This is a genomic window from Rhodococcus ruber NBRC 15591 (genome assembly GCF_001894945.1).
In the GTDB taxonomy this organism is placed as follows: domain Bacteria; phylum Actinomycetota; class Actinomycetes; order Mycobacteriales; family Mycobacteriaceae; genus Rhodococcus; species Rhodococcus ruber.
In genome coordinates this window covers 55,628-79,959 of record NZ_BCXE01000004.1, presented here as the reverse complement: position 1 = coordinate 79,959, position 24,332 = coordinate 55,628, and the positions used below count along the sequence as shown (strand labels likewise).

Annotated in this window: 20 protein-coding genes; 6 read left to right on the top strand and 14 right to left on the bottom strand. The window is 70.4% G+C overall.

Going from position 1 to position 24,332, the window contains the following annotated elements; genetic code table 11:
* Window positions 1-87 precede the first annotated feature (87 nt).
* The 3 genes from RR3_RS04420 to RR3_RS04410 all read right to left on the bottom strand — a co-directional run bounded on the left by RR3_RS04420 (window position 88) and on the right by RR3_RS04410 (window position 3,771).
* On the bottom strand, window positions 88-1,245 hold the full coding sequence (locus RR3_RS04420) for an acyl-CoA dehydrogenase family protein (RefSeq protein WP_010594118.1): 1,158 nt from the start codon (window positions 1,243-1,245) through the stop codon (window positions 88-90).
* Between the two features lie 67 nt (window positions 1,246-1,312).
* Entirely contained in the window at window positions 1,313-2,506 is a 1,194-nt protein-coding gene (locus RR3_RS04415; protein ID WP_010594117.1) for an acyl-CoA dehydrogenase family protein, read from the bottom strand.
* Complete coding sequence (locus RR3_RS04410; protein WP_017680121.1) at window positions 2,503-3,771, bottom strand: CoA transferase; 1,269 nt, start codon at window positions 3,769-3,771, stop codon at window positions 2,503-2,505. The genes RR3_RS04415 and RR3_RS04410 overlap by 4 nt, the downstream gene beginning before the upstream one ends.
* Window positions 3,772-4,084: 313 nt before the next feature.
* Here RR3_RS04410 and RR3_RS04405 point away from each other — a divergent pair, with 313 nt between their 5' ends.
* From RR3_RS04405 to RR3_RS04390, 4 genes are all read left to right on the top strand, one after another.
* Window positions 4,085-5,419 carry an MFS transporter gene (locus RR3_RS04405; RefSeq protein WP_026137614.1) on the top strand — a complete coding sequence of 445 codons (1,335 nt, stop codon included), beginning with the start codon at window positions 4,085-4,087 and terminating at the stop codon, window positions 5,417-5,419.
* A 123-nt stretch (window positions 5,420-5,542) separates the two neighbouring features.
* The gene (locus RR3_RS04400) at window positions 5,543-6,673 is read left to right on the top strand and encodes a thiolase family protein (RefSeq protein WP_040269944.1); all 1,131 of its coding nucleotides are present in this window, start codon (window positions 5,543-5,545) and stop codon (window positions 6,671-6,673) included.
* A 29-nt stretch (window positions 6,674-6,702) separates the two neighbouring features.
* Complete coding sequence (locus tag RR3_RS04395; protein ID WP_017680119.1) at window positions 6,703-7,467, top strand: SDR family NAD(P)-dependent oxidoreductase; 765 nt, start codon at window positions 6,703-6,705, stop codon at window positions 7,465-7,467.
* A 10-nt stretch (window positions 7,468-7,477) separates the two neighbouring features.
* The gene (locus RR3_RS04390) at window positions 7,478-9,151 is read left to right on the top strand and encodes a class I adenylate-forming enzyme family protein (RefSeq protein ID WP_010594112.1); all 1,674 of its coding nucleotides are present in this window, start codon (window positions 7,478-7,480) and stop codon (window positions 9,149-9,151) included.
* Window positions 9,152-9,270: 119 nt separating this feature from the next.
* On the opposite strand, the gene RR3_RS04385 is transcribed toward RR3_RS04390, so the two are convergent.
* Window positions 9,271-10,455 (bottom strand): acyl-CoA dehydrogenase family protein, encoded by a 1,185-nt coding sequence (locus tag RR3_RS04385; protein ID WP_064066226.1) that lies wholly within the window; start codon window positions 10,453-10,455, stop codon window positions 9,271-9,273.
* Between the two features lie 206 nt (window positions 10,456-10,661).
* Between RR3_RS04385 and fabG the strand changes: the two genes are divergently transcribed.
* Together fabG and RR3_RS04375 are read left to right on the top strand one after the other, a co-directional pair.
* Window positions 10,662-11,402 (top strand): 3-oxoacyl-ACP reductase FabG, encoded by a 741-nt coding sequence (gene fabG, locus RR3_RS04380; protein WP_010594110.1) that lies wholly within the window; start codon window positions 10,662-10,664, stop codon window positions 11,400-11,402.
* A 52-nt stretch (window positions 11,403-11,454) separates the two neighbouring features.
* Entirely contained in the window at window positions 11,455-12,666 is a 1,212-nt protein-coding gene (locus tag RR3_RS04375; RefSeq protein ID WP_017680117.1) for an acetyl-CoA C-acetyltransferase, read from the top strand.
* A 70-nt stretch (window positions 12,667-12,736) separates the two neighbouring features.
* On the opposite strand, the gene RR3_RS04370 is transcribed toward RR3_RS04375, so the two are convergent.
* From RR3_RS04370 to RR3_RS04325, 10 genes are all read right to left on the bottom strand, one after another.
* Complete coding sequence (locus RR3_RS04370; RefSeq protein WP_026137612.1) at window positions 12,737-13,606, bottom strand: LysR family transcriptional regulator; 870 nt, start codon at window positions 13,604-13,606, stop codon at window positions 12,737-12,739.
* A 4-nt stretch (window positions 13,607-13,610) separates the two neighbouring features.
* Window positions 13,611-14,486: a LysR family transcriptional regulator gene (locus RR3_RS04365; RefSeq protein WP_010594106.1), complete on the bottom strand. Its 876-nt coding sequence runs from the start codon at window positions 14,484-14,486 to the stop codon at window positions 13,611-13,613.
* Window positions 14,487-14,490: 4 nt separating this feature from the next.
* Window positions 14,491-15,549, bottom strand: a complete 1,059-nt coding sequence (locus RR3_RS04360; protein WP_010594105.1) for an MBL fold metallo-hydrolase — start codon at window positions 15,547-15,549, stop codon at window positions 14,491-14,493.
* Window positions 15,546-17,108, bottom strand: coding sequence for a long-chain-fatty-acid--CoA ligase (locus RR3_RS04355; protein ID WP_048771368.1), 1,563 nt, complete (start codon window positions 17,106-17,108; stop codon window positions 15,546-15,548). The genes RR3_RS04360 and RR3_RS04355 overlap by 4 nt, the downstream gene beginning before the upstream one ends.
* A 273-nt stretch (window positions 17,109-17,381) precedes the next feature.
* Window positions 17,382-18,665: a TerD family protein gene (locus RR3_RS04350; protein ID WP_040269938.1), complete on the bottom strand. Its 1,284-nt coding sequence runs from the start codon at window positions 18,663-18,665 to the stop codon at window positions 17,382-17,384.
* A gap of 47 nt (window positions 18,666-18,712) precedes the next feature.
* Window positions 18,713-19,570 carry an HAD family hydrolase gene (locus tag RR3_RS04345; protein WP_234420221.1) on the bottom strand — a complete coding sequence of 286 codons (858 nt, stop codon included), beginning with the start codon at window positions 19,568-19,570 and terminating at the stop codon, window positions 18,713-18,715.
* A 35-nt stretch (window positions 19,571-19,605) separates the two neighbouring features.
* Complete coding sequence (locus RR3_RS04340; RefSeq protein WP_064066797.1) at window positions 19,606-20,712, bottom strand: cysteine protease StiP family protein; 1,107 nt, start codon at window positions 20,710-20,712, stop codon at window positions 19,606-19,608.
* A complete protein-coding gene (locus RR3_RS04335) occupies window positions 20,709-21,980 on the bottom strand; it encodes a phosphoribosyltransferase family protein (protein ID WP_029540004.1) in 1,272 nt (423 codons plus the stop codon). Before RR3_RS04335 ends, RR3_RS04340 begins: the two co-directional genes overlap by 4 nt.
* Window positions 21,977-23,167, bottom strand: a complete 1,191-nt coding sequence (locus RR3_RS04330; protein WP_072786347.1) for an HpcH/HpaI aldolase/citrate lyase family protein — start codon at window positions 23,165-23,167, stop codon at window positions 21,977-21,979. Before RR3_RS04330 ends, RR3_RS04335 begins: the two co-directional genes overlap by 4 nt.
* Window positions 23,164-24,285, bottom strand: coding sequence for a hypothetical protein (locus RR3_RS04325; RefSeq protein ID WP_026137611.1), 1,122 nt, complete (start codon window positions 24,283-24,285; stop codon window positions 23,164-23,166). Before RR3_RS04325 ends, RR3_RS04330 begins: the two co-directional genes overlap by 4 nt.
* Window positions 24,286-24,332: the final 47 nt, after the last annotated feature.

Here is a 24,332-nt window from a genome sequence, read left to right as displayed (position 1 = left end):
AGCAGAATTCGCTCGGAACATCGGAATCCGACCACGCCGTGACGTGGGCGGATTCCGGTTCACCGCACGGATCCTGTGTGCGTGGGGTCAGAGACCGAGGTCCTTGGCGATGATCGTCTTCATGACCTCGCTGGTGCCGCCGTAGATGCGGCTGACGCGGGTGTCCGCGTAGAGCCGCGCGATCGGGTATTCGAGGACGTAGCCGTATCCGCCGTGCAGCTGCAGGCACTTGTCGATGATGCGGCCGGCGGCTTCGGTGCCGAACAGCTTGGCACGTGCCGCATCCGGCACGGTGAGCTCTCCGCGGTCGTGCAGCTCGAGGGCGTTGTCGACCATCAACTGCACGGCCTGCAACTCGGTGGAGCATTCGGCGAGCACGAACTTGGTGTTCTGGAACGCGGCGACTGGCTTGCCGAACACCTTGCGGTCCTTGGTGTATGCGAGTGCGTGCTGCAGGGCGGCGGCCGCGGTGGCGGATGCGCCGAATGCGATCGTCAGACGTTCCTGCGCGAGGTTGTGCGTCAGGTAGGAAAAGCCCTTGCCCTCCTCACCGAGCAGATCCTGCACCGGCACCCGGACGTCGGTGAACGACAGTTCCGCGGTGTCGGAGGTCTTGAGGCCGATCTTCTCGATCTTGCGGCCGACGGCGAACCCCTCGGTGGTGGTGTCGACGACGAGGATCGACAGCCCGGCCCGCCGATTCTCCGGGTCGAACGGGGCCGTGCGGCACACCGTGAGGATGCGGTCGGCGAGCACACCGCCGGTGATGAACGTCTTCGCGCCGTTGACGATGTAGTGGCTGCCGTCCTCGGACAGCTTCGCCGTCGTCGAGATGTTCGCGAGGTCCGATCCCGTGCCGGGTTCGGTCATGGCGATCGCGAACATCAGATCGCCGGAACAGAATCCGGGCAGCCAGCGCTGCTTCTGCTCGTCCGTGCCGTACTCCATCAGGTACGGCAGGATCAGATTCGTGTGCACGGAGTAGGAGCCGAACGACGCGCCGGCCGCCGCGACCTCCTCGGCGACGACCGCGTTGAACTTGATCGACGACTCGCCACCGCCGCCGTACTCCTCGGGTGCCTGGATACCGAGGATACCGAGTTCGCCGAGACGACGGTAGAAGTCACGCGGGGGATGACCGTCGGCTTCCCACTCGTGATGGACGGGTGCGACTTCCTTCGCGATGAAGTCGCGGACGGTCTTGCGGAACGCTTCGTGGTCTTCGTCGAACACCGTACGCTGCACGGTCGGTCTCCTCGGGTCTCGGGTAGATGGGGACTGCAGCTGAATCGGGGCTACAGCTGGATCGGGACTACAGTGCGTATTCGCGCAGGACGCCCTTGCTGATGATCGTCTTCTGGATCTCGCTGGTGCCCTCGCCGATGAGCAGGAACGGTGCCTCGCGCATGAGCCGCTCGATCTCGTACTCCTTGGAGTAGCCGTAGCCGCCGTGGATGCGGAAGCTGGCCTGGGTGACCTCCGAGCAGTACTCGCTGGTGAGGTATTTCGCCATGCCGGCAGCGACGTCGTTGCGTTCGCCGGAGTCCTTCAGGCGTGCCGCGTTGACCATCATCAGGTGGGCGGCCTCGACCTTGGTGGCCATCTCGGCGAGCGAGAACGAGATCGCCTGGTGCTGGGCGATGGGCTTGCCGAACGTGGTGCGCTGCTGCGCGTACCGGGCGGCGAGCTCGAACGCGCGGACGGCGACGCCGCAGGCGCGGGCGGAGACGTTGACGCGGCCGACCTCGACCCCGTCCATCATCTGGTAGAAACCCTTGCCCGGGGTGCCGCCGAGAACGTCGGCGGCCTTGGCGCGGTAGTTGTCGAAGATCAGTTCGGTGGTGTCGATCCCCTTGTAGCCCATCTTGTCGATCTTGCCGGGGATCGTCAGGCCCGGGGCGACCTCGCCGAAGCCGGCGGGCTTCTCGACGAGGAACGTGGTGAGGTTCTCGTGCGCCTTGGCGGCACCTTCCTCGGTGCGCACCAGGGCGGCGACGAGGGTGGAGCTGCCGCCGTTGGTCAGCCACATCTTCTGGCCGTTGACCACGTAGTCGCCGTCGGCGTCGCGCTTGGCCTTCGTGCGGATCGCGGCGACGTCCGAGCCCAGTTCCGGTTCGGACATCGAGAAGGCACCGCGCGTCTCGCCGGTGGCCATCTTCGGCAGGTAGTAGTTCTTCTGCTCGTCGGTGCCGTGCTGACGCAGCATGTAGGCGACGATGAAGTGGGTGTTGATCACACCGGACACGCTCATCCAGCCGCGGGCGAGCTCCTCGACGCACAGCGCGTAGGTCAGCAGCGACTCGCCGAGTCCGCCGTACTCCTCGGGGATCATCAGCCCGAACAGGCCCATCTCGCGCATCTGATCGACGATGTCCTGCGGGTAGGTGTCCGAATGCTCGAGTTCCTGGGCGTTCGGGATGATCTCGCGGTCGACGAACCGCCGGACGGTCGCGAGGATCTCGGTCTGGAACTCGGTCAGGCCGAGGGTCTGGGCGAGGCGGGTCATACGGCGAGGTCCTTCTCGAGGGCGGGGAGGGTGCCGGCGGGAACCCGGATGGTCCCGTCGGTGGCGAGGCGATCGATCTCCTGAGGCGTCAGGCCCAGGTGCTCGGCGAGGACGGCGGCGGTGTCGTCGCCGTTGGCCGGCGCCGGCCGGGGGGTGGGGTGGATACCGTCGAACGACATCGGCAGGCTGGGGGCCAGGTGTCCGCCGACACGCGGCTGGTCGACGTACTGGAACATCGGATTGGCGGTCACGCGAGGGTCTTTCGCGATCTCGGCGAAGGTGCGGTACCGCTCGTGCAGGATCGAGGTGCCCGCGAGGGAGGTGGCCACCTCGGCGGCGGTGTGCTCGCGGAACCACACGGCGAACAACGCGTCGAGCACCTCGCGGTGCCGGTAGCGGTCGCCCTCGTCGCGGAAGTCGGCGCCCAGGGCGGATTCGAGCGCGCCCACCGCGGTCGTCGTGCCGGTCAGGTCGGTCAGGTCCCGGAAGTGCCGCGGGGTCAGCGCGACGACCATGAAGGAGGCGCCGTCGGACGTGGTGAAGTCGCGCCCGTAGGTGCCGTAGACGGAGTTGCCGATGCGGTCGCGTTCGGGCCCGCCGAGCTGGGCCTCGGCGAGATAGCCGAGGTTTCCGGCGGTGGCGAGGGCGACGTCCTCGAGCGGCAGCACGATCTTGGCGCCCGCGCCGGTGACCTCGCGGCGGTGCACCGCGGACGCCACCGACAGCGCGGCGTAGAGACCGCATGCGAGGTCCCACGCCGGCAGCAGGTGATTGACCGGGCCGTCGTGGCCGACGGGACCGGTGGCGAGCGGGAAGCCGGCGGCGGCGTTGACGGTGTAGTCGACGGCGGAGCCGCCGTCGGCGCGGCCGAGGACCTGCACGTGGATCAGGTCGGGACGGATCGCGGCGAGGCTGTCGTAGTCCAGCCAGTCCCGCCCGGCCGCGTTGGTGACGAGCACCCCGGCGTCGGTGATCAGATCACGGATCAGACTGTGCGCCTCTGGATCCCGGAAGTCGGCGGCGAAGGAACGCTTGCCCTTGTTCAGACCCGCCCAGTAGATCGATTCGCCGTCGTCGGTGACGGGCCACCGATGGTAGTCGGCGGCCCCGCCGATCGGGTCCACGCGGACGACCTCGGCACCGAGCTGCGCGAGCGTCATGCCGCACAGGGGAGCCGCGATGAAACTCGAGACCTCGACGACCCGCACCCCGGCCAGGGGCGCGGTGGACGAGGGGAGCTCGTCGATGGAAGCAGTGGGGTTCATGTCGCCTGTCCTCATCCGCCCGGACGTCGGAGCCCGGAACGCGCCGACGAAGTTGTACGGCCAAATATGCAGCACCGCCGGACCGTAGGACCAACACCGTTCGGCTATAGGTCGGTTAGCGGCCGTCAATGGCCCCGTTCGCACCGCTGGAAGTCCATAGGTATCGGTGATCGGTCGATTCACCGACCGGACATTGCTTCAGTGACCTACACCACGTTGAATGGATGCCGAGCGCCTGATCGGTGCACATCTCTCGGTCGACGACGCACCGTCCGACCGACACATCCCTTCGAGCCATTAAGGGGACACTCCGGTGACCACTGGCGAAATCTCGCACGACGCAGCGCACGGCGCCCCGCCGAAGGGGGCTACCCCACTCGTCAGCGGCAAGCAGGCGTGGGGCATGACCGGCCTCGTGATCTTCCTGTACGTCGTCAACTATGCCGACAAGGCTGTGCTGGGCATCATCGCGCAGCCGCTGGCTCGCGAGCTGGGACTGTCCTCCTCCCAGATCGGCCTCGTCGGATCCTTGTTCTTCGTGACCTTCACGCTCGGCGGTTTCCTCGCCGGCCCCCTCAACAAGTACCTCACCCTGCGGTGGGCGCTGCTGGCGCTGGGCGCCGTCTGGTCGGTGGTCATGCTGCCGCTGGTCGTCTCGGCGAGCCTGATGATGCTGATCGTCACCCGCATGCTGCTCGGCCTGGCCGAGGGCCCCAGCTCCGCGCTCATGCACACCGCCGCGTACTCCTGGCATCCCCCGGCCAAGCGCGGCCTGCCCGGCGCGTTCCTCGCCGGCTCGGCGTCGGTCGCGAAGATCGCCCTCGCTCCGATCCTCGCCTACATCACCGTCCAGTGGGGCTGGCGCGCCGCCCTGATCGCGCTGTCGATCCTCGGTGCCTTGTGGATGGCGTCGTGGCTGACCGGCTGGAAGGAAGGCCCGTTCACCGCGACGGCCGTGAAGAAGGGGACCGGCGCCGCCTCCACCGAGCCGTCGGTGCCGTGGAAGAAGATCTTCCTCACCCGCACGTTCCTCAGCTGCGTCGTCCTGATCATGGTCGTCTACGCGCTCACCACCGTCGTGCTGACCTGGCTGCCCTCCTACTTCGAGGTGGGTCTCGGCTACAGCGCCCTGCAGGCCGGCTCGATGTTCGCCCTGCCGTCGATCGTCGGCCTGATCCTGATGGTCACGTCCGGTTCGGTCACCGACCGGCTCGCCCAGCGCGGCTACCGCTCCCGCGTCGTGCGGATCATCGTTCCCGGTGCCGGTGTCCTGATCTGCGGTTCCGTCCTGGTGTTCCTGCCCAGCATCGGCACCCCGGCCCTGGCGGTCGCGGCCGTGTCCATCGGCTACGGCTTCGGGGCGATCGCCTTCCCCCTCATCAACGCCGCGATCTCCGAGCTGTGCCCGCCGCAGCAGACCGCCGGCACGATGGGCGTGTTCCTCGCGCTCATGGCCGTCGGCGGCCTCGTCGCCCCCTACGGCACCGGTGTGCTCGTCGACAACGCCGCCACCGCGGCCGAGGGCTACGCGACCGCGTTCCAGGTCATCGGTGCGCTGGGCATCGTCGCCGCGATCCTGGTCCTGGTCTTCGCGAACCCGGAACGCGACCGCGCCGTCATCCGGTCGGAGGCCCCCGCGAAGGCATAGCTTCCGCCTAACGGAGCCATCCACCGAATGTCCTTTCCCCACCGGCCGGGTGCGTGATCGACTCGATATCGAGGGCCACCACCCGGCCGGTCGTCGTCTCCCGCTACTGCAAAGGATCCACCCATGCGCGATGCCGTGATCGTCGATGCCGTCCGCACCCCCGTCGGACGCCGGGGCGGCGCCCTGTCCGAGATCCACCCCGTCAACCTGTCGGCACATGTGCTGACGGCGCTGGCCGAACGGGTCGGGCTCGATCCGGGCACCGTCGACGACGTGATCTGGGGTTGCGTCAGCCAGGTCGGCGAGCAGGCCGGCATCGTCTCCCGCTCGGCGGTGCTCGCCGCCGGCTGGCCCGTGACGGTTCCGGCCACCACGCTGACCCGGGCCTGCGGTTCGAGCCAGCAGGCGGTCTCGTTCGCCGCCGCCACCGTCCTGTCCGGCCAGAACGACGTGGTGATCGCCGGCGGCGTCGAGGTGATGAGCCGGGTGCCGATGGGCACGGCCGCGAAGAACGGCGAGCACTTCCCGACGGAGGTGCTCGACCGGTTCGGCGTCGACGGCTTCAGCCAGGGCGTCGGCGCGGAGATGATGGCCGAGAAGTGGGGCCTGTCCCGCACCCTCCTCGACGAGTTCTCGCTGCGTTCGCACGAGCGTTCCGCCGCCGCGACCGACGCCGGAGCCTTCACCGGGCAGCTCGCGCCGATCGCCGGGCTGACCGCCGACGAGGGCATCCGCCGCGGCGGCAGTGTCGAATCGCTCGCCAAGCTGAAGACGGTCTTCAAGGAGGACGGGGTGATCCACGCCGGCAACTCCTCGCAGATCTCCGACGGCGCGGGAGCCCTGCTCGTCACCACCAGCGAGTACGCGGCCGCCCAGGGGTGGACGCCGATGGCGCGGATCCACACCGCCGTCGTCGCCGCCGACGACCCGGTCATCATGCTCACCGGACCGATCCCCGCCACCCAGAAGGCCCTCGACCGCTCGGGCCTGTCGCTCGACGACATCGGGGCCTTCGAGATCAACGAGGCGTTCGCACCGGTTCCGCTCGCGTGGCAGGCCGAGACCGGCGTCGACGACGCGCGCCTGAACCCGGTCGGCGGCGCCATAGCCGTGGGGCACCCGCTCGGCGGATCCGGCGCGATCCTCATGACTCGACTGGCACATCACATGCGCGACAACGGAATCCGATACGGTCTGCAGTCGATGTGCGAGGCCGGCGGCATGGCCAACGCCACCATTCTCGAACTGCTCTGACACGCACTTCACGCAAAGGAACGAAAGATATGGAACTGAAGGGTCTTTCCGTCGCGATCACCGGCGGCGCCTCCGGTCTCGGCCTGGCCACCGCCCGCCGCGTCCTCGACGCCGGCGGCACCGTCACCCTCGTCGACCTGCCCGGCTCACCGGGCGCCGACGTCGCGAAGTCCCTCGGTGACGGCGCCACGTTCGCTGCGGCCGACGTCACCGACGCCGAGCAGTTCGCCGCCGCCCTGGACGTCGCGCACGAGCGCGGCGGTCTGCGCGGGCTCGTGCACTGCGCCGGCGCCGGCCGCAAGATGCGCGTTCTCGACAAGGACGGCAAGGCCGGTTCGCTCGAGGACTTCGAGTTCGTGATCCGCCTCAACCTCATCGGGTCGTTCAACGCGCTGCGCCTCGGCGCCGAGCGCATGGCCGCGCTCGAGCCGGTCGACGGCGAGCGCGGTGCCATCGTGATGACCGCCTCCGTCGCGGCGTTCGAGGGTCAGATCGGCCAGATCAACTACTCGGCGTCCAAGGCCGGCATCGTCGGCATGACCGTCGTCGCCGCCCGCGACCTGGCGAGCAAGAACATCCGCGTCAACACGATCGCCCCGGGCATCATGGACACCCCGCTGCTGGCCCGCCTGCGCGACGACGTGCGGGCCTCGCTCGAGAAGACCGTGCCGAACCCGGCGCGCCTGGGCCGCCCCGACGAGTTCGGTCAGCTCGCCACGTCGATCCTCGAGAACGGCTACCTCAACGGTGAGACCATCCGGCTCGACGGCGCCATCCGCATGGCCCCGCGCTGAGGTGGCGACGATGAGCACCGACGTGCCGGCCCTGTCGCTGACCTACCCGGACGTGACGATGGCGGTGTGGGCGCCGAGCATGGCCGCCCTGTACGGCGACCGCCCCGCGATCGTCGACGGGGACCGGATGTGCACATACCGGGAACTCGACGAGCGCTCCGCGCAGTTCGCCTCCGCCCTCCAGGGAGCCGGTGTGGCCCCGTGCGACGTGGTGCTGATGCACGTGGGCAACTGCATCGAGTTCCTCGTCGCCTACTACGGCGCGCTCCGGGCCGGGGCGACCGTGACGCTGGTCAATCCGCTGCAACCGGAACCCGGCCTGCGCAAGCAGATCGAGGAGACCGGCGCCGTCGCGGCCGTGACCCAGACGCAGCAGTTGGGGGTGCTGCTCGGCGCTGCCGCGGGCACCACCGTCGCGACGATCGTGGTGGCATCCGGCGACCCGGTGTCCGCGCCACCCACGTCCGCAGCTGTGGTGCGGTTCGACGACTTCCTCGCCGGGCAGCCCACCGCATTCACACCGGCGCACGTCGCCGGAACGGACGTCGCGCACCTGGCCTACACGGGCGGCACCACCGGCATCTCCAAGGGCGTGCGGGTGCTGCACCGCAACGTGGTCGCCAACGTGACCCAGATGTGCGGGTGGCGGGCCGCCCACCAGGTCGTCGCCACCGGCGACGGGCTGGTCGCCCTGCGCCCGATCGAGGGGCTCGACGTGCACGGGGTGATCCCCGGTGAGGGCGCCACCGTCGTCGTGTCCCCGCTGTTCCACGCCCACGCGCTGATCAACACGTCGTTCCTGCTGCTGTGCGGCCTCACGCAGGTGCTCGCGGGTCGCTTCGACCCCGCGCGCATGCTCGAGCTCGTCGAGCGGCACCGCGTCAGCTACATCACCGGCAGCCCGGCCATGTGGCATGCGCTGGCCACCCACCCGGACGTCGCGCGTCGGGACACCACGTCGGTGCGGGTCGTGTCGTCGGGTGCGGCGCCGATCGATCACGTCACGCTCGAGGCGCTCGGGGTGGCGTTCCCGAACGCCCGTGTGGCCGAGGGTTACGGCCTGACCGAGGGCACGTGCGTGGTCACCGCCATGCCGCTGGTCGTCGGATCGGCCTACCGTCTCGGCAGTGTGGGCCTGCCCCTCTTCGACACCGAGCTCGAGATCCGGGCACAGGGCGATCCGAGCGTCGTCCTCGGTGAGGGCGAGCGCGGCGAGCTGTGGATCCGGGGCCCGCAGGTGACCGACGGCTACCTCGGCCATCCCGAGATCACGGCGCAGCAGTACGTGGACGGCTGGCTCGACACCGGCGACATCGCCTACCGCGACGCCGACGGCTACGTCTACATCTGCGATCGCGCCAAGGACATGCTGATCTACAAGGGCTACAACGTGTATCCGCGTGAGCTCGAGGAGATCCTGGTGTCCCATCCGGCGGTGTCGACGGCCGCGGTGGTCGGCCGGGAGGCCGGCAGCGTCGGCCAGGAACCGGTCGCCTTCGTGGTGCCGGTGCCGGGCACGCAACCCGACCCGGCCGAGCTGATGGCGTTCGTCGCCGAGCAGGTCTTGCCCTACAAGAAGATTCGCGAGATCGTCCTCGTGGACGCACTGCCCACCTCCGCGGCGGGCAAGGTGCTCAAGACGGACCTGCGGACGCGGCTCGAGCAGTCCGCAGCCACGCGCTGAACCATCCTCGCCGTGCGTGTTTTCGGTAGTACCGACTACCGGAAACACGCACGGCGAGGCCGTTCTGCCCGTGCGTGGTTCTGGTAGCCCTTGCTGCCAGAACCACGCACGGGTGCGGGTCAGCCGCGCTGGGCCTGCTTGACGAGTCCGCCGCCGATGATCAGGCGCTGGATCTCGCTGGTGCCCTCGTACAGGCGCAGCAGCCGCACGTCCCGGTAGATCCGCTCGACCGGCACCTCCCGCATGTAGCCGGTACCGCCGTGGATCTGCACCGCCAGATCGGCGACCTTGCCGACCATCTCCGTGCAGAACAGCTTCGCCGCCGACGGCGCGATCCGCCGGTCGGTGCCTGCCACCCACGCCCGCGCCGCGTCGCGCACCAGCGCCCGCCCGGCCATCACCCCGGTCTGCTGATCGGCGAGCATCGCCTGCACCAGCTGGAAGCTGCCGATCGCGGTGCCGCCCTGCGTGGCGGTCGCCGCGTACGCCACCGACTCGTCCAGCGCGCGCTGCGCCTGCCCCACCGACAGCGCCGCGATGTGCACCCGGCCCCGGGCCAGCGACGTCATCGCGGCCTTGTAGCCGACGTCCTCGCTGCCGCCGACCAGCGCCGCCGCCGGCACCCGCACCTGGTCGAAGTGCACGTCCGCGGTCCACGCCCCCTCCTGGCCCATCTTCGCGTCCTTGCTGCCCACCGTCACGCCCGCGGTGTCGGCGGGGACGAGGAACACCGCGATGCCGGTGCCGTTCGCGTCGGCGGGGCGGGTGCGGGCGAACACGACGAACAGGTCCGCGATCGGGGCGTTGGTGATGAACCGCTTCTCACCGGTGAGCACCCAGTCGTCGCCGTCGCGCACGGCCTTGGTGCGCAGCCCGGCCGGGTTCGAGCCGGCGCCGGGCTCGGTGAGGGCGAACGACGCGACGACCTCGCCGGAGGCGATCTTCTCGAGCCACCGCGTCTTCTGCTCGTCGGTGCCGAACCCGACGAGGACCTGGCCGGCGATGCCGTTGTTGGTGCCGAACATCGACCGCAGCGACAGGGTGGTGTAGCCCAGTTCCATCGCCAGTTCGGCGTCCTGCATCAGGTTCAATCCGAGCCCGCCCCACTGCTGCGGGATGGCGTACCCGAACAGACCCATCTCCTTGGCCGCGGCGCGGATGTCGTCGGGGATCGCGTTCGTGTCGGCGATCTCCTGTTCGCGCGGCACGACCACGCCACGCACGAATGCGCGGGTCTGGGCGAGGATTTCCTGGAAGTCGTCGTCGTCCACCTCAGTGGCCGGCATCGCAGTCGAGGTTGTCATGACACCACCATCGGTTCCGGGACCTCGGGTGTCCAATACGAATCGCCCCATCACCACATAGGCACTGTCGATGAATCGGGCGGGGTCGAATCACCGGTCCTCTCGGTATATTCGGAGCATCAGCCGACGGGCGTCGCCCGCGTCCTCGATTCATCGGTGTCTTCCCGCCGTCCCCGGACCGGGCAGGCTCGTGCGAAAGGAACCTCATGTCACTGCTGGAGAACCGAACCGCCGTCGTCACCGGAGGCGCTCAGGGCATCGGTTTCGCAATCGCACAGGAGTTCGTCGACGCCGGCGCCCGGGTGGTCCTCGGCGACCTCGACCTCGACGCCGCCACGGCCGCCGCCGAGAAGCTCGGCGGCCGCGACGTGGCCCGCGCGGTGCGGTGCGACGTCGTGAACGCGGACGAGTGGGACACGCTCCTCGCGGAGGCCGTCGACGGATTCGGCTCGCTCGACGTCGTCGTCAACAATGCCGGCATCACCCGCGACGCGACGATGCGCACCATGACCGAGGAGGACTTCGACCTGGTGATCGCCGTGCACCTCAAGGGCACCTGGCACGGCACCCGCAAGGCGTCGGCGATCATGCGCGACGCCAAGCGCGGCGCCATCGTCAACATCTCGTCGCTCTCCGGCAAGGTCGGGATGGTCGGTCAGACCAACTACTCGGCGGCGAAGGCAGGTATCGTCGGCCTGACCAAGGCCGCCGCGAAGGAGATGGCGCACCACGGCGTGCGCGTCAACGCGATCCAGCCGGGCCTGATCCGTTCCGCGATGACCGAGGCCATGCCGCAGAAGGCGTGGGATCAGAAGATGAGCGAGATTCCCATGGGCCGACCGGGCGAGGTGTCCGAGATCGCATCCGTGGCCCTGTTCCTCGCCTCCGACATGTCCTCCTACATGACCGGCACGGTGCTCGAGGTCACCGGCGGCCGCTTCATGTGAGTCCCTGTCTCACCGCCTCTTTCACTATCCCTCTCCTCTCCCGAAGGTCGTCATGCGCGAAGTCGTCATCTGCGAGCCCGTCCGCACCCCCATCGGTCGCTACGGTGGAATGTTCAAGTCCCTCAACGCCGTAGACCTCGGTGTCGCCGCCCTGAAGGGCCTGCTCGACCGCACCGGGATCGCCCCCGACTCGATCGAGGACGTCATCCTCGGCCACTGCAACGGCAACAGCGAAGCGCCGGCCATCGGCCGTGTCGTCGCGCTCGACGCCGGACTCCCGATCACGGTGCCGGGCATGCACATCGACCGTCGTTGCGGCTCGGGTCTGCAGGCCGTCATCCAGGCAGCGCTGCAGGTGGGCAACGGCGACAACGACGTCGTCGTCGCCGGCGGTGCCGAGTCGATGAGCAACGCCTCGTTCTATTCCGTCGACATGCGCTGGGGCGGTGCGCGCACCGGTGTGCAGATGCACGACAGTCTGGTGCGGGCCCGCGCCACCGCGGGCGGACGCCACTACCCGGTGCCCGGCGGCATGATCGAGACCGCCGAGAACCTGCGCCGCGACTACGGCATCAGCCGGCTCGAGCAGGACGAACTCGCCGTGTCGTCCCATGCCCGGGCCGTCGCCGCGCAGAAGAACGGCATCCTCGCCGAGGAGATCGTGCCGGTCACCGTCACCACCCGTGCCGGCGACGAGGTCATCGACACCGACGAGCATCCCCGTCCGGACGTCACCGTCGAGTCGCTGGCGAGGCTGAAGCCGATCATGGACAAGCAGGATCCCGAGGCGACGGTCACCGCCGGCAATGCCAGCGGCCAGAACGACGCCGCATCGATGTGCCTGGTCACGACCCCGGAGAAGGCCGCGGAGCTGGGGTTGACCCCGCTGGTTCGGGTCGTGTCCTGGGGGCTGGCCGGCGTGGCGCCGAAGATCATGGGCATCGGCCCGGTCCCGGCCACGGAGAAGGCCCTCGCGAAGGCCGGCATCACCCTCGCGGACGTCGACGTCATCGAGCTCAACGAGGCGTTCGCGGCGCAGGCGCTCGCGGTGACCCGCGAATGGAATTTCGGCGCAGCCGATTTCGAACGCACCAACGTCCACGGTTCCGGCATCTCCCTCGGCCACCCCGTCGGCGCGACCGGCGGCCGCATGCTGGCGACGCTCGCCCGCGAGCTGCACCGCCGCGACGGCCGTTACGGCCTCGAGACGATGTGCATCGGCGGCGGCCAGGGCCTGGCCGCGGTATTCGAAAAGGCGGCGTAGCCGCCGGTGTGTCCTTTGGGTTGCCAGGGCCGCCCAAAGGGCGCACCGGCGCGTCAGCGCCGGCGGCGCGTCAGCGCCGGCGTACCAGGTCGACGAACGCCTGACCGACCGCCGACAGAGAGGCGGGGTCGAAGGCGAGTCCGTACGCGCGCGCCAGCCGCGGTTCGCATGCGCGGACCACGACCCGGTCCCCGGCGGCCTCGGCGGGTACCCGATCCACGATCGACCCGCCGAGTCCAGCCGCCACCATCGGCAGCCGGACCTCGCGCTGGCCGACGAGCACGGAGATCTCCGGCCGGGCGCCGGCCGCGCGCAGTGCCGATTCCACCGCGTCGACCATCGAGGCGCCCGTCGGCGCGAACACCATGGGAATGTCCGGCAATTCGGACAGGTGGATCGGGCCCTCCGGAACCTCGAACCCCGGCGGATACGCCAGCCAGTACTCCTGTTCGCCGAGTTCGATCACCTCGAGTCCGTCACCGCCCTCGAGCGGCAGGTGCGCGACGACGAACTCGCAGTGGCCATCGCGAATCAACGACGCGACCTGCTCCTCGTCGCGTAGCGGCGAGAGCCGCACCGCCACTTTCGGATACTCGCGCCGGAACCGGGCGATCAGTTCCACCAGCGGTCCGACGGACAGCGACGGGAACGCCATGATGTCGAGCCGGCCCGCGACCGCGCCGTCGGACGTGGTCAGCAACTCCTCGACGGCGGTCACGTCGCGCAGGATCTGCCGGCTCGGGCCGACGAGGCTGCGCCCGGCTGCGGTGAGGACCATGCCGCGGCCGATGCGGTGGAACAGCTCGACGCCGAGTTCGCGTTCGAGGCTGCGCAGCGCCTGCGACACCGTCGGCTGTGCGACGCCGAGCGCGGCCGCCGCCCCGTTGATGCCGTTGTTCTCGACGACCGCGAGGAAGTACTCCACCTGCCGGAAATCCACAGTCCTACGCTCCCTGTCGCAGTGTCGAGGCGACCTCGAGGAACGCCGCCGCGGCCGGCGACGGCTCACCCGCACGCAGCACCAGCCCGACCGGCCGCGTCAGCGGCGGTTCCAGGGGCCGCACCGTCACCGTGGGCATCTGCTGTTCGGCCACCGGCCTGGGCACCACCGTCGCGCCGGTGCCCAGGCACACCAGCTCCCACGTCGCCGCCGGGTGGGCGCAGTCGACGACGACGTTGGCGGCGTTCTCGGCGAGCAGCTCACCGGCCTTCGCTGCGTTGGTGCGGTCACCGACATCGACGACGAGCGGCACGTCCCGCACACGGACGCGCGGGACCGGATCCGGCAGGTCGGCCGCGAGGTCGTGGTGGAGGGCGAGCACGAGTTCCTGTTCGAACAGCGGCACGGTGATCATGCCGGCGTGTTCGACCGACAGGTCGGTCACCCCGATCTCGGCCTCCCCGCGTCGCAGCGCGGTGTGCACACCGCCCGGGCCGTCCGCGTCGACGATCCGCACCAGGATGTGCGGGTAGCGATCACGGAAGCGGCGCGCGAGCTCGATCATCGGATCGAAGGAGAACGACGAGTACGTCACCACGTCGACGCGGCCCGAGACGAGTTCGCGTACCGCGGCCACCTTCGCCTTCGCACGCTCGACGTCGGCGAGGATCCGGCGGGCCGCTACGTCGAGGCGGCGTCCGTCCTCTGTCAGCGTGAGCCGGCGTCCCGTGCGGTCGAACAGGGTTGTGCCGAGCCGACGTTCGAGAGTCCGGATGGCCTGCGACAGCGACGGTTGCGAAATGTAGAGGGACTGGGCGGCCTTCGTGATCCCACCTCGGTCGACGACCGCGACGAAGTAGGTGATGAGGTGAAGGTCCACTCGCTTATCGTACGGGGGTGGCCACGGCCGGCGTCCAGCGGTCCGGATCGGTGCCGCATCCGGTGACCACTCCCCGGTCGGCGAGAACCAGCAGGTGGGCGTCGGTCTCGCGCACCGCGAGCCGGCGCAGCCGCGGCGACATCGTCTCGAACGGCCGGGACCACGAGATCCGGGTGGAGACCTCCCATGCCGTGGATCCGGGATGCCGGGAGACGACGTCGGCGATCTCGTCCAGCCGTTCCTCGTGGTGGCCGAGCAGCGCCTGCGCCCGGGAAGCGACACCGCGGAAACGGTATTCGTGCGCGGGGAAGACCTCACCGTCGGGCAGGCCGACGGTGGCGTGCAGCGACAGCAGGTAGCGGTGCAACGGATTCGGCAGCTCACCCGGGATGGTGGAGATGTTGGGGCTGATGCGGGGGAGCATGTGGTCGCCGCTGAACACCAGTTCGTGGGTGTCGTCGACGAAGCACAGGTGACCGGGGGTGTGGCCGGGCGTCCACACGGCGCGCAGATCCCAGCCGGGCAGGTCGAGGGGGGTGCCGTCGTCGAGTACGACGTCGAGCGATTCGCACGGCCCGAAGCGGACCAGTTCCATGACCTCGCCCGATCGGACCTCCTCGGGCGCTCCGAGCCGGGCCAGCTGCCGGGCCCACGACGCGGCGTACCCTTCCCGGTCCGTCGCGGTGTGGTGGCCGAGCAGCGACGCGTCGGCGGCGTGCATCGCCAGCGCGGCACCGCTGACCTCGCGCAGCCGCGGCGCCAGACCGAAATGGTCGGGGTGCAGATGGGTGATCGCCGCGAACCGGACCTCGGTGACGTCGTGCCCGGTCTGCCGGATCCCGTCGACCAGGGCCTGCCAGGACTGTTCCGAGTCCCAGCCGACGTCGATCAGGGCCAGGCCGTCGGGCAGGGCCAGGGCGTAGACCAGCACGTAGCGCAGCGGATTGTTCGGCATGGGCACGGGAATCGACCACAGCCCGGGCCGGACCTGCTCGACCGGCGGCAGCTCACCGCGCCGCCACGCCTCCTGCTGCACGACGCCGACGACCTCGACCGCCGTCATGACACGTCCTCCGCGAGGCTGTCGCGCAGCGTGCGTTTGAGGATCTTGCCGCCGGCGTTGCGCGGCAGCTCGCTCACGAAGTGGATGCGCTGCGGCTTCTTGTAGGAGGCGAGCCGGCCGATGGTGAACGCGACCAGTTCGCTCGCGTCCGGCGCGGCGGTACCGTCGGCCACCCGCACGACGGCGGTGACGGCCTCGCCCCACTTGCGGTCGGGCACCCCGATCACGGCGACCTCGGCGACGGCGGGATGCTCGGCGAGCACCGACTCCACCTCGATCGGGTAGACGTTCTCGCCGCCGGTGATGATCATGTCCTTCACCCGGTCGGTGACGAACAGGAAGCCGTCCTCGTCGAGGTGGCCGGCGTCGCCGGTGCGCAGGAACCCGTCGTCGGTGAACAGCGCCGCGGTCTCCTCCGGGCGCCGCCAGTAGCCGGACGTGTTGTGCCGGGAGCGGCACACGATCTCGCCGGACTGTCCGACCGGCAGGTCCTCCCCGGTCACGACGTCGCGGATGGCGATCTCCACCCCGGGCATCGGGCGGCCCGCCGAGCGCAGCAGGTAGGAGCGCGGACCGGTCGGGTCGTGGTCCTCGACGCGCAGTGCGGTGACGGACCCGCTCGTCTCCGTCATCCCGTAACGCTGGACGAAGCCGCAGCCGAGGGTGCGCACGGCGCGCCGCAGCATCGTCGGGGTGACCGGGGAGGCGCCGTAGAAGATCAGCTGCAGGCTCGACAGGTCGAACGAGTCCAGGTCGGGCAGGTCGAGCAGCATCTGCACGGTCGCGGGCACCAGGAACGCGTGGGTGATGCCATGCTGCTCGACGAGCGAGGCGACGGTGCGCGGATGGAACTCGCCGAGCAGGACGGCGTGCACCCCGGCGGACAGGCAGGTGCTCAGCCAGCCGGCGCCGGCGATGTGGAACAGCGGCATCGCGTTCAGCGCCACCGACTCGGGCTGCCAGTGGTAGATGCGCTGCCCCTCCTCGTCGTTGTGGAGGTTGCGGTGCGTGATGAGCACGCCCTTCGGCGTGCCGGTGGTGCCGGAGGTGTAGAGCTGCAACAGGACCGCGTCGGGATCGTCGCCGCGGCCGGGATCGTCGTCCGTGCCGCTACCGGCGAGTCGTTGCCACGTCCACGCCCCCGGCAGCAGCTCGTCGCCGGGTTCGGCGTCGACGAGGACGACGGGCAGGCCGGGCAGCGCGGCACGGATCGCCTCCGCTGCCGCGGCGAACCCGGATTCGACGACGAGCACGTCGAGTTCCGCGTCCTCGGCGATGCGGGCGGCCTCCGCCGGGGTGAGCCGCCAGTTCAGGGGGACGAACACCAGCCCCGCCTTCCCGCAGGCGACGAACGTCTCGGCGGCCTCGAGGCGCATGCGCAGCAGGGCCCCGATCCGCCCGCCGCGCCGGGCCAGCCCGTTCAGGGCGGTCGCGACCCGGTTGGTGCGCCCGTCGAGCTCGGCGAAGGTGACGGTGGTGTCGCCGCAGGTCAGTGCGAGTGCGTCCGGCCGTTCCGCCGCGTGCTGCCGGACCCGCTGCGGAAGGTGCAGACCGCTCACATCACACTCCTCGTTCCGTTCGGCGAGCGCCTCGATGCCGGGCCCGCCGTGCCCGATCAGTCGACCACCGCCGCGTCGAGGGGACAAAGTCCAAGATCCACAGCGACCGATAGCGAGTGCCTATGTCGGGGGTCGGGCAATGGGCGACTGTCCCTGCGCGTAGAAGTGCTTCTTGCGCGGGTACGGACGCGCGCAAGGAGCACAACCCCGCGCGGATGTCCGGTTCGACCCCGGGCTCAGCGCCCCAGCGCCGTGAATCTCCCCGTCACGGCGTCAGGACACCAGGAACCGGCCGAGTTGCGGCGCGGCCTCACCGGGATGCTTGGCCTGGATCCCCTCGCCGATGGCCTGGAGCTTCCAGTCCTGCCCCTGCCGGTACACCTTGGCCATCACCATGCCGGTGAACGGCATGCCGCCCTGCAGGGTGTAGCGGGCCAGCTCGGCGTTGTTGGTGCCGTCCACCAGCCGGCAGAACGCGTTCGCGACCTGCTCGAAGGTGTGGCCCTTGTACGAGGTGACGATGAACATGACGGTCGTGATGTGGGCGGGTACGCGGGTGAGGTCGACGAGCACGACCTCGTCGTCGCCGGCGCCCTCGCCGGTGAGGTTGTCGCCCTGGTGCTGGATCGAGCCGTCCTTGGAGCGCAGCTGCCCGTAGTACGCGACGTCGACGAGATTCTGGTCGGCGAACAGCACAGCCGACGCGTCGAGGTCGATGTCGGCGGCACGATTGCCGAACAGGCCCCGCTTCGCGACCGGGTCCCAGCCCAGCCCCATGCGCAGGTAGGTCAGGGCCACGCCGCCCTCCTTGCGGAGGGTGACCTTCTGGCCCTTGACGAGGCTGACGGGCCGGCTCTTGGTGAGGCTGACCTCGGGCTGGGCGTCCGGCGCCGGTTGCGGCGCGGAGGCCTGCACGTACGGCTGCGGCGGGGCCGGCTGCGGGTAGGGCTGCGGGGCGGTCGCCGGCGGGGTGGCGTAGGCCGGCGGGACGGGCGGCGCTGCCGGGGGTGCAGGCGGGACGGGCTGCGCCGGTTGCGGGGCGGCGGCCGGCGCGTCGTCGACGCTCACGCCGTGGTCGGTCACGAGGGCGGCGAATCCGCCCGCGTAGCCCTGGCCGACGGCTCGGACCTTCCAGGTGCCCTGCCGCCGGTACAGCTCGAGGGCGATCACGATCGACTCGCTGCTCAGTCCGTCGATCCGGTACTCGTAGAGGACGGTGCCCGCGGTGTCGGCGACCCGCGCGGTCGGCGGGGCGAAGCGGCCGAAGCTGCTCGACGCGTCGTCGAGGGTGATGACCGCACGCACCTGGTCGATGTCCGCCGGCACCTGGTTCAGCGACACGGCCAGCGAGGCGGCCTGTCCGGGAGCGCCCGGCACGAGCCGCACCCCCGGCCCGGTGGGCTGGTTGAAGAAGACGAAGTCGGCGTCGGAGCGCACCTTGCCGTCGGGCTTGACCAACAGGGCAGACAGGTCGGCCGGGGTGGTCAGCTCGAGCGAGACGACGACGTCGGTGGCGGTGAGGGGGCCGTTCTGACCCTTGGCGAGAGATACGGGCACGGGTGGGGTCCTCACTGTTACTGGAAACACTGTTACTGGAAACACTGTTACTGGTAACTCTGTCTCGGGTAACTCTGTCTCGGGAAATGCGGGGCGTCATTGTCACTGTACGAAGCCGCGCCGATCCGGGCGGATCGGGCGAACCAGGCGAGGATCTCCTCGCCGGCCCGGATCCCCGCCTGCCGGGTCACCGTCAGTGTCGGGTGCCGCCAGTCCAGCGCCTCGAGTTCGCCGTGGCGCGGCCGGATCGCGGCGTCGGCGGCGGTCAGCATCTCGGCGTCGAGCGCGCCGTCCCCGGCGGCGAGTACGACGGCGTCCGGGACGAGCGTGCCGTCGTCGACCAGACGTCGGCGGACCTCGGCGACCGCGCGGCTCTTGCACACCGCCGACGGCATCGTGTACAGCTTGCGGCCCTGCTGAGACGCGTTCCATCCGCGGCGCCGGCACCAGTGGTCCCATTCGTCGAGGAAGCCGACGGGCTGCGCGGCGACGTCGATCACGAGATAGCAGAACAGTTCGTCGGCGACCCGGAACTTGTGCACCCAGTCGTCGGAGATGCGGCGGCGCAGTTCGGCGGTGACCTCGTCGAGTCCGGCGCCCTCGGTGCGCACGGCCGTGTCCACTGCCTGCCGCCAACCGGCGTCCGGTACCCCGTCGGCGAGGATCATGCCGCCGTTGCTGGTGATCGCGTACCGCCACGGCGCACCGGGCAGGTCGATGCGCCGGAACTGTTCCGGGGTGCGCGTGGTGGTCGGCACCACCACCGCCGCGGCGGCCAGGTCGCGCAGGCCCTGCGCGGACGTGACGGTCAGGTACGACAGGGGCGCGCCGTCGTAGTGCTCGACGCACACCAGATCGCCGTCCGGGACGGGCGATTCGCCCATCGCGGCGCGCGAGTAGATCATCGTGCGGTCGAGGTCGGTGGCGACGAGGGTGGTGGTCACGGCAGATCCTTGATCAGGCCCATGCACGAATACGCCAGGTCGGGAACGACATCCACCGGCACGTCGCGGGCTGCGGCGAGCATCCGGATGTGCGCGTGCTCCTCGGCGTCGGCCTCGCGGACCAGCACCCGCCACGGCACGCGCCGCAGCAGCACCCGGGTGGTCTCGCCGACACCGGGTTTGACGTGGTTGACGGTGGAGATGCCGTACTCGGCCCGCACTTTCTCCACCGACTCCCAGCCCGCCCACGTGGGGGTGCGATCGGAGCGCAGGATGTTCCCGGCGGCGGTGACCGCGGCGTCCCGGTCGCCGAACTCGGCCGCGACGGTGTCGAGGAGGACGGCCGAGACGTCCTCGCCGGCGAGTTCGGCGTAGAACTTCGCGCCGTGGAACTCGCCCGGACCGATCAGGGTGTCGTTGAGGACGGTGCGTGAAACCAGTCCGGACACGGTGGAATTCAGGCATGCCGAGGCGATGAGGAAGTCGTCGCGGGTGCCGTAGGTCCGCACGCAGTACCCGGGGTCGGCGAGCACGGCGAGGTCGTCGGAAAGCTCCGGGCCGCCCGCGGCCCGGTACTCGGCCAGGGCCGCCGTGAGTTCCCGGGCGATGGCGCCCTTGCCGGTCCAGCCGTCGACGAACACCACCGAGGCCGGATCGTGCCGTGCCGTCACGTGGTCGAGGGCGGCGAAGTCGATCCCACGGCCCCGCACGATCGACACCGCATAGTGCGGCAGGTTCAGTCCGTGGTGCCGCTGCGCCCAGCGGCGGATCAGGATCCCGACGGGAGTGCCTGCGCGGGCCAGCGATACGAGCGTCAGGTCCCGGCCCCGTTCGGCGAGCAGCAGTTCGGTGACGGTGCCGACGGCGTGCGCGAGGCGCCCCGCCGTCGCGGCGAGCACCTTGTCGAACAGCTCGCGGTAGGCGGCATCGGGTTGGTATTCGATCGGCAGCGACTCGGCGTAGTGGGCGAGGCCCGCCTGGATGCGGCGCTCGCGTTCGGCGACGTCGGCCTCGAGTGCGACGTGTGAGAGGTCCTTGAGGAGCCAGCTCACCTCGTCCGGGGCGTAGGAGCCGAAGCCGGGCCCGGTCAACGGGGTCGTCATCGTTCCTCCCGGTCGGCGCGCAGCACGGCGGGATCGGTGGCGGGCACGACGGCCACGACCACGTCCTCCCCGGCGGCGGTCAGCACGTCGAGCAGGCCACCGTCGGCGCGCAGACGGTCGGTGTCGGCGGGGTCGTCGAGCACGAGCAGCAGCTGTGCGCCTTCCCCTTCCGGCCACCGCGCGTTGTAGAGATAGCGCGGGACGTCGTCCGGTTCGGGTGCGGTGAAGGTGAATCCGCGGCGCAGGGGGTAGCCGGGCACGTCCCGGACGTATGCGGGGGAACGGGTGGTGGTCTGGAATCGCGTGGCAACCCCCCTGCCGGCGAGCGCGTCGGCGATGCGCAGCGGCAGGTACATCAGTTCCTCGTGACCCACGACGACGACCGGGCGTCCCGGGGTCAGGGCGGTGGTCACGGCGTCGGTGGTGCGGTCGATCGCGGTGTCGAAGGCCGTGGTGTCGGTGTGCAGGAACCCGTGCCGGCCGCCGTCGGGCACGGTCGCCGGCCACGGCAGCGTGACGAAGTCGACGGTGCCGCGTTCCGGCGCAACCGGATTCAGGTCCGGGTCCGGTAGCGCGCCCACCCGCTCGGTGAGTCCGCCGGGGAGAACGGTGTGCCCCGTCGCAAGGCTCACGTGGTCGATGCGGACACCGAGCCCGGCGGCCGCTTCGGCGACGGCGCGACGGTGTTCGGCGGTGCGCATGTCCACCAGCGACGCGACGACGTACCGGGCGCGGGGACTGTGCCGGTGCAGGGCCCGGATGGCATCGACCGCAGTTGCCCCGGTGGAGATCTCGTCGTCCACCAGGACCAGCGGCGCGTCGTTGGCGAACAGTTCCGGCGACGTCGGCTGGAGCAGGTGCGACGTGGCGTGCGAGTGGCCCTCCTCGAATCCGGCGAAGGTGCCGGCGCCGGGCACGTCGCGGCGGGTGGAGTGCAGGTAGCAACGTGCCCGCAACCGGCTCGCCACGCAATGGCCCAGTCCCGTTGCGGTTTCCGCGAAACCGAGGACCACCGCATCGGACGCGGCGGAGCCGAGCAGGTCCGCGACGAGATCGCCGAGCCGGTCGCCCGCGCCGATCACCGCGGCCGGTTCGGTGGGGATGTGCTTGCCGAGGACGGTGGAGACCAGCAGGTGCGCGCGACGAGGATTGCGGCGCAGTCCCGGCACGACGAGGTCCGGCACGGTGTCGCCGGTGGCCGACGCCAGGTGTTGCAGCTCGAGCCCGAACTGTTCCGTCGCCCAAGGCGACCGCACTCCGGTGATCACCGGTCCACCAGTGCCGTCAGCAGGTCCACGAAAGTCACTCCCTTGTTGGTGACGCCGAACACCGACGCGCGCAGCAACGTCTGCTCCGCCCAGGTGCGGTGCGGGCGCCGCTCGTTCATCTTGTTGCGGTATCCGGAGGCCTGTACGCCGCCCGCGTCACCGCCGAGGATGTCGATCGCGTCGTGGTACTCCTCGTGCGTCACGGCGGACAGCGCGTGCACGGCCGCCACGTGCGAGGGGTGGATCACGGTCTTGCCCTGGATGCCGTTCGCCCGGTCCAGGGCGATCTCCCGCAGCAGGCCGTCGAGATCCCGGCTGACGAGCTGCTGCCGGAACAGCACCGCGTCGTGCTCGGCGAACGGCGTGGCCCGCAGCATCGGGCGGAACATGCGCTCGTGATCGGCGAAGTACTCCCAGACCGGACCGGTGATGACGAATCCGGTGCCGTCGGTGCGGCCCAGGTAGTTGACGACGTCGGCGATGACGTCGACCACGACCCGCACGTCGTAGATGGTCAGGTCGCGGTCGCGGCGGATGCCGAAGGTGCCGCACATGTCGGTGGCGCCGATCCGCACGGCCAGCACGCGGTCGCGGTGCCCGGCGAGGAGCGCGGCGATCTGCTGGAGTTCGCCGTCGCGGGTCTGCCGGTGCACCAGCTCGGCGGATTCGAGCACCGGCATCGCGTACAGCGGCTTGCCCAGCCGTTCCGAGGCCGCAGCCACGGCGTCGAGGAACGCCGGACCCGACGCCGCGGTGAACTTGGGCAGGACGAATCCGGTCAGCGCGGCGACGCCCGGTCCCAGGGTGTCGGCGATGCGGTCGACACCGTCGGGGGTGCGCACCCGGACGAACAGCAGCATCGTCGCGGCGGCGGTGCCGGCGAGGGCGTCGAGGGTGGCGACCGCGTTGCGCAGGCCGTCCTCGACCTCGTGATCGGCGACGGCGTCCTCGAGGTCGATCACCATCGAGGCGACGCCCTCCCCGCCGCGGCGCGCGACCGTGGCGGCGAGATCCGAGCGGGTGGCGGGCACGTACAGGGTCGCCCCGAGCGCGACGGCGAGCCGCTCACGCTCGTCGGCATCGGAGAACGGTTGCGGCGGATGCAGGAACAAGGTGTCCCGGGCCGCGCCGTCGAGGTGGTGGAAATGATGCATCGTGCGCATGTCGGTGAAGGTTCCCCCACTCATACCTCGTCCGTTCGTCCTCTCATTCGTTGCACCACACCGGCGATGAAGCGCGAAACGGCGTCGAGCTCCCGGACGTACGCCCAGTAGTCGGGGTGTACTCCGGTGAGCGAACCGACTGCCCTGTCGATCCGATCGAGCTGCGCGTCGAGCACCGAACCCCATTCTGCGGTCAACCCCCGTTGGACCGCGAGTTGTTGCGCGTCGCGCAGACGGAACCGTACCTGCTCCACCTTCGCGGCCGGATCACGGCGGACCTCGCGGAGGACGGACAGCCGGTCGGTGACGGCGTCGACGTACCGTTCGGCCTGGGTGAGCGATGCCCGGGCCGCCGCGGTCAGCTCCAGCGCCTGTTCGGGCCGGTTCGCGGCCGCTGCCGTTCGCGCCGCGGACACGTCGGCGTCGGCCCGGTCGAGGAACTCGCGGGCGGCGCGTTCGTTGCCGGCCAGGTCGGCCGAGCTGGCGGCGTTGAACTCGCGCAGCAGCGCCGAGAACGCCGGCGCCAGGCTCTCGGCACGGGTGCGGACCGCAGACAGCCGGGTGGTGACCGATGCCACAGCCTTCCGGGCGGACTCGGCTCGGTCCGGTGCCTGCGCGAGGGCGCGGCGCAGGGCGGTCGCCGCCTCCTCGGCTCGTCGTGCCGCGGTTCGGACCGCCCCGGTTCCCACGGCCGAATCGAGCGCCCGGATCTCCGCGTCGAGCGTGTCCGCCGCGGCCCGCACGGACGGGTAGTCGGCGTATGCCGCATGCTCGGGTGCGGTCACCAGTGCCGCCGCGGCCTGCGCCTCGGTACGGACCTGCCGGGCGAGCTGCGGCACGGTCCGGGCCACCGCGACCGAGTGCTCGAGGTGCGCGCGGTGGCGGTCGTAGAACTCGTCGAGGGTGCGGGTGGCGAGACCGATCTGCTGCAGGGCCTGTTCGTAGGCCGGAGCGGGGGCGAGCGGATCGGACGGTTCGGTGCGGGAGAGGTGCAGGTACGTCTCGGCCGCGCGGTAGCACGCTTCGCGGACGGGTTCCCATTCCCGCCGCAGGCCGCGCTGCGGGGCGAGTTCGTGCGAGGCCGTGACTCCGGCCTCGGCGACGGACTGGCGCCGGTCCATGTCGAGGAACGCGGCGACCATCGCGTCGTAGGCGCGCAGCGCCACCGGATCGTCGGTGCTCCCACCGC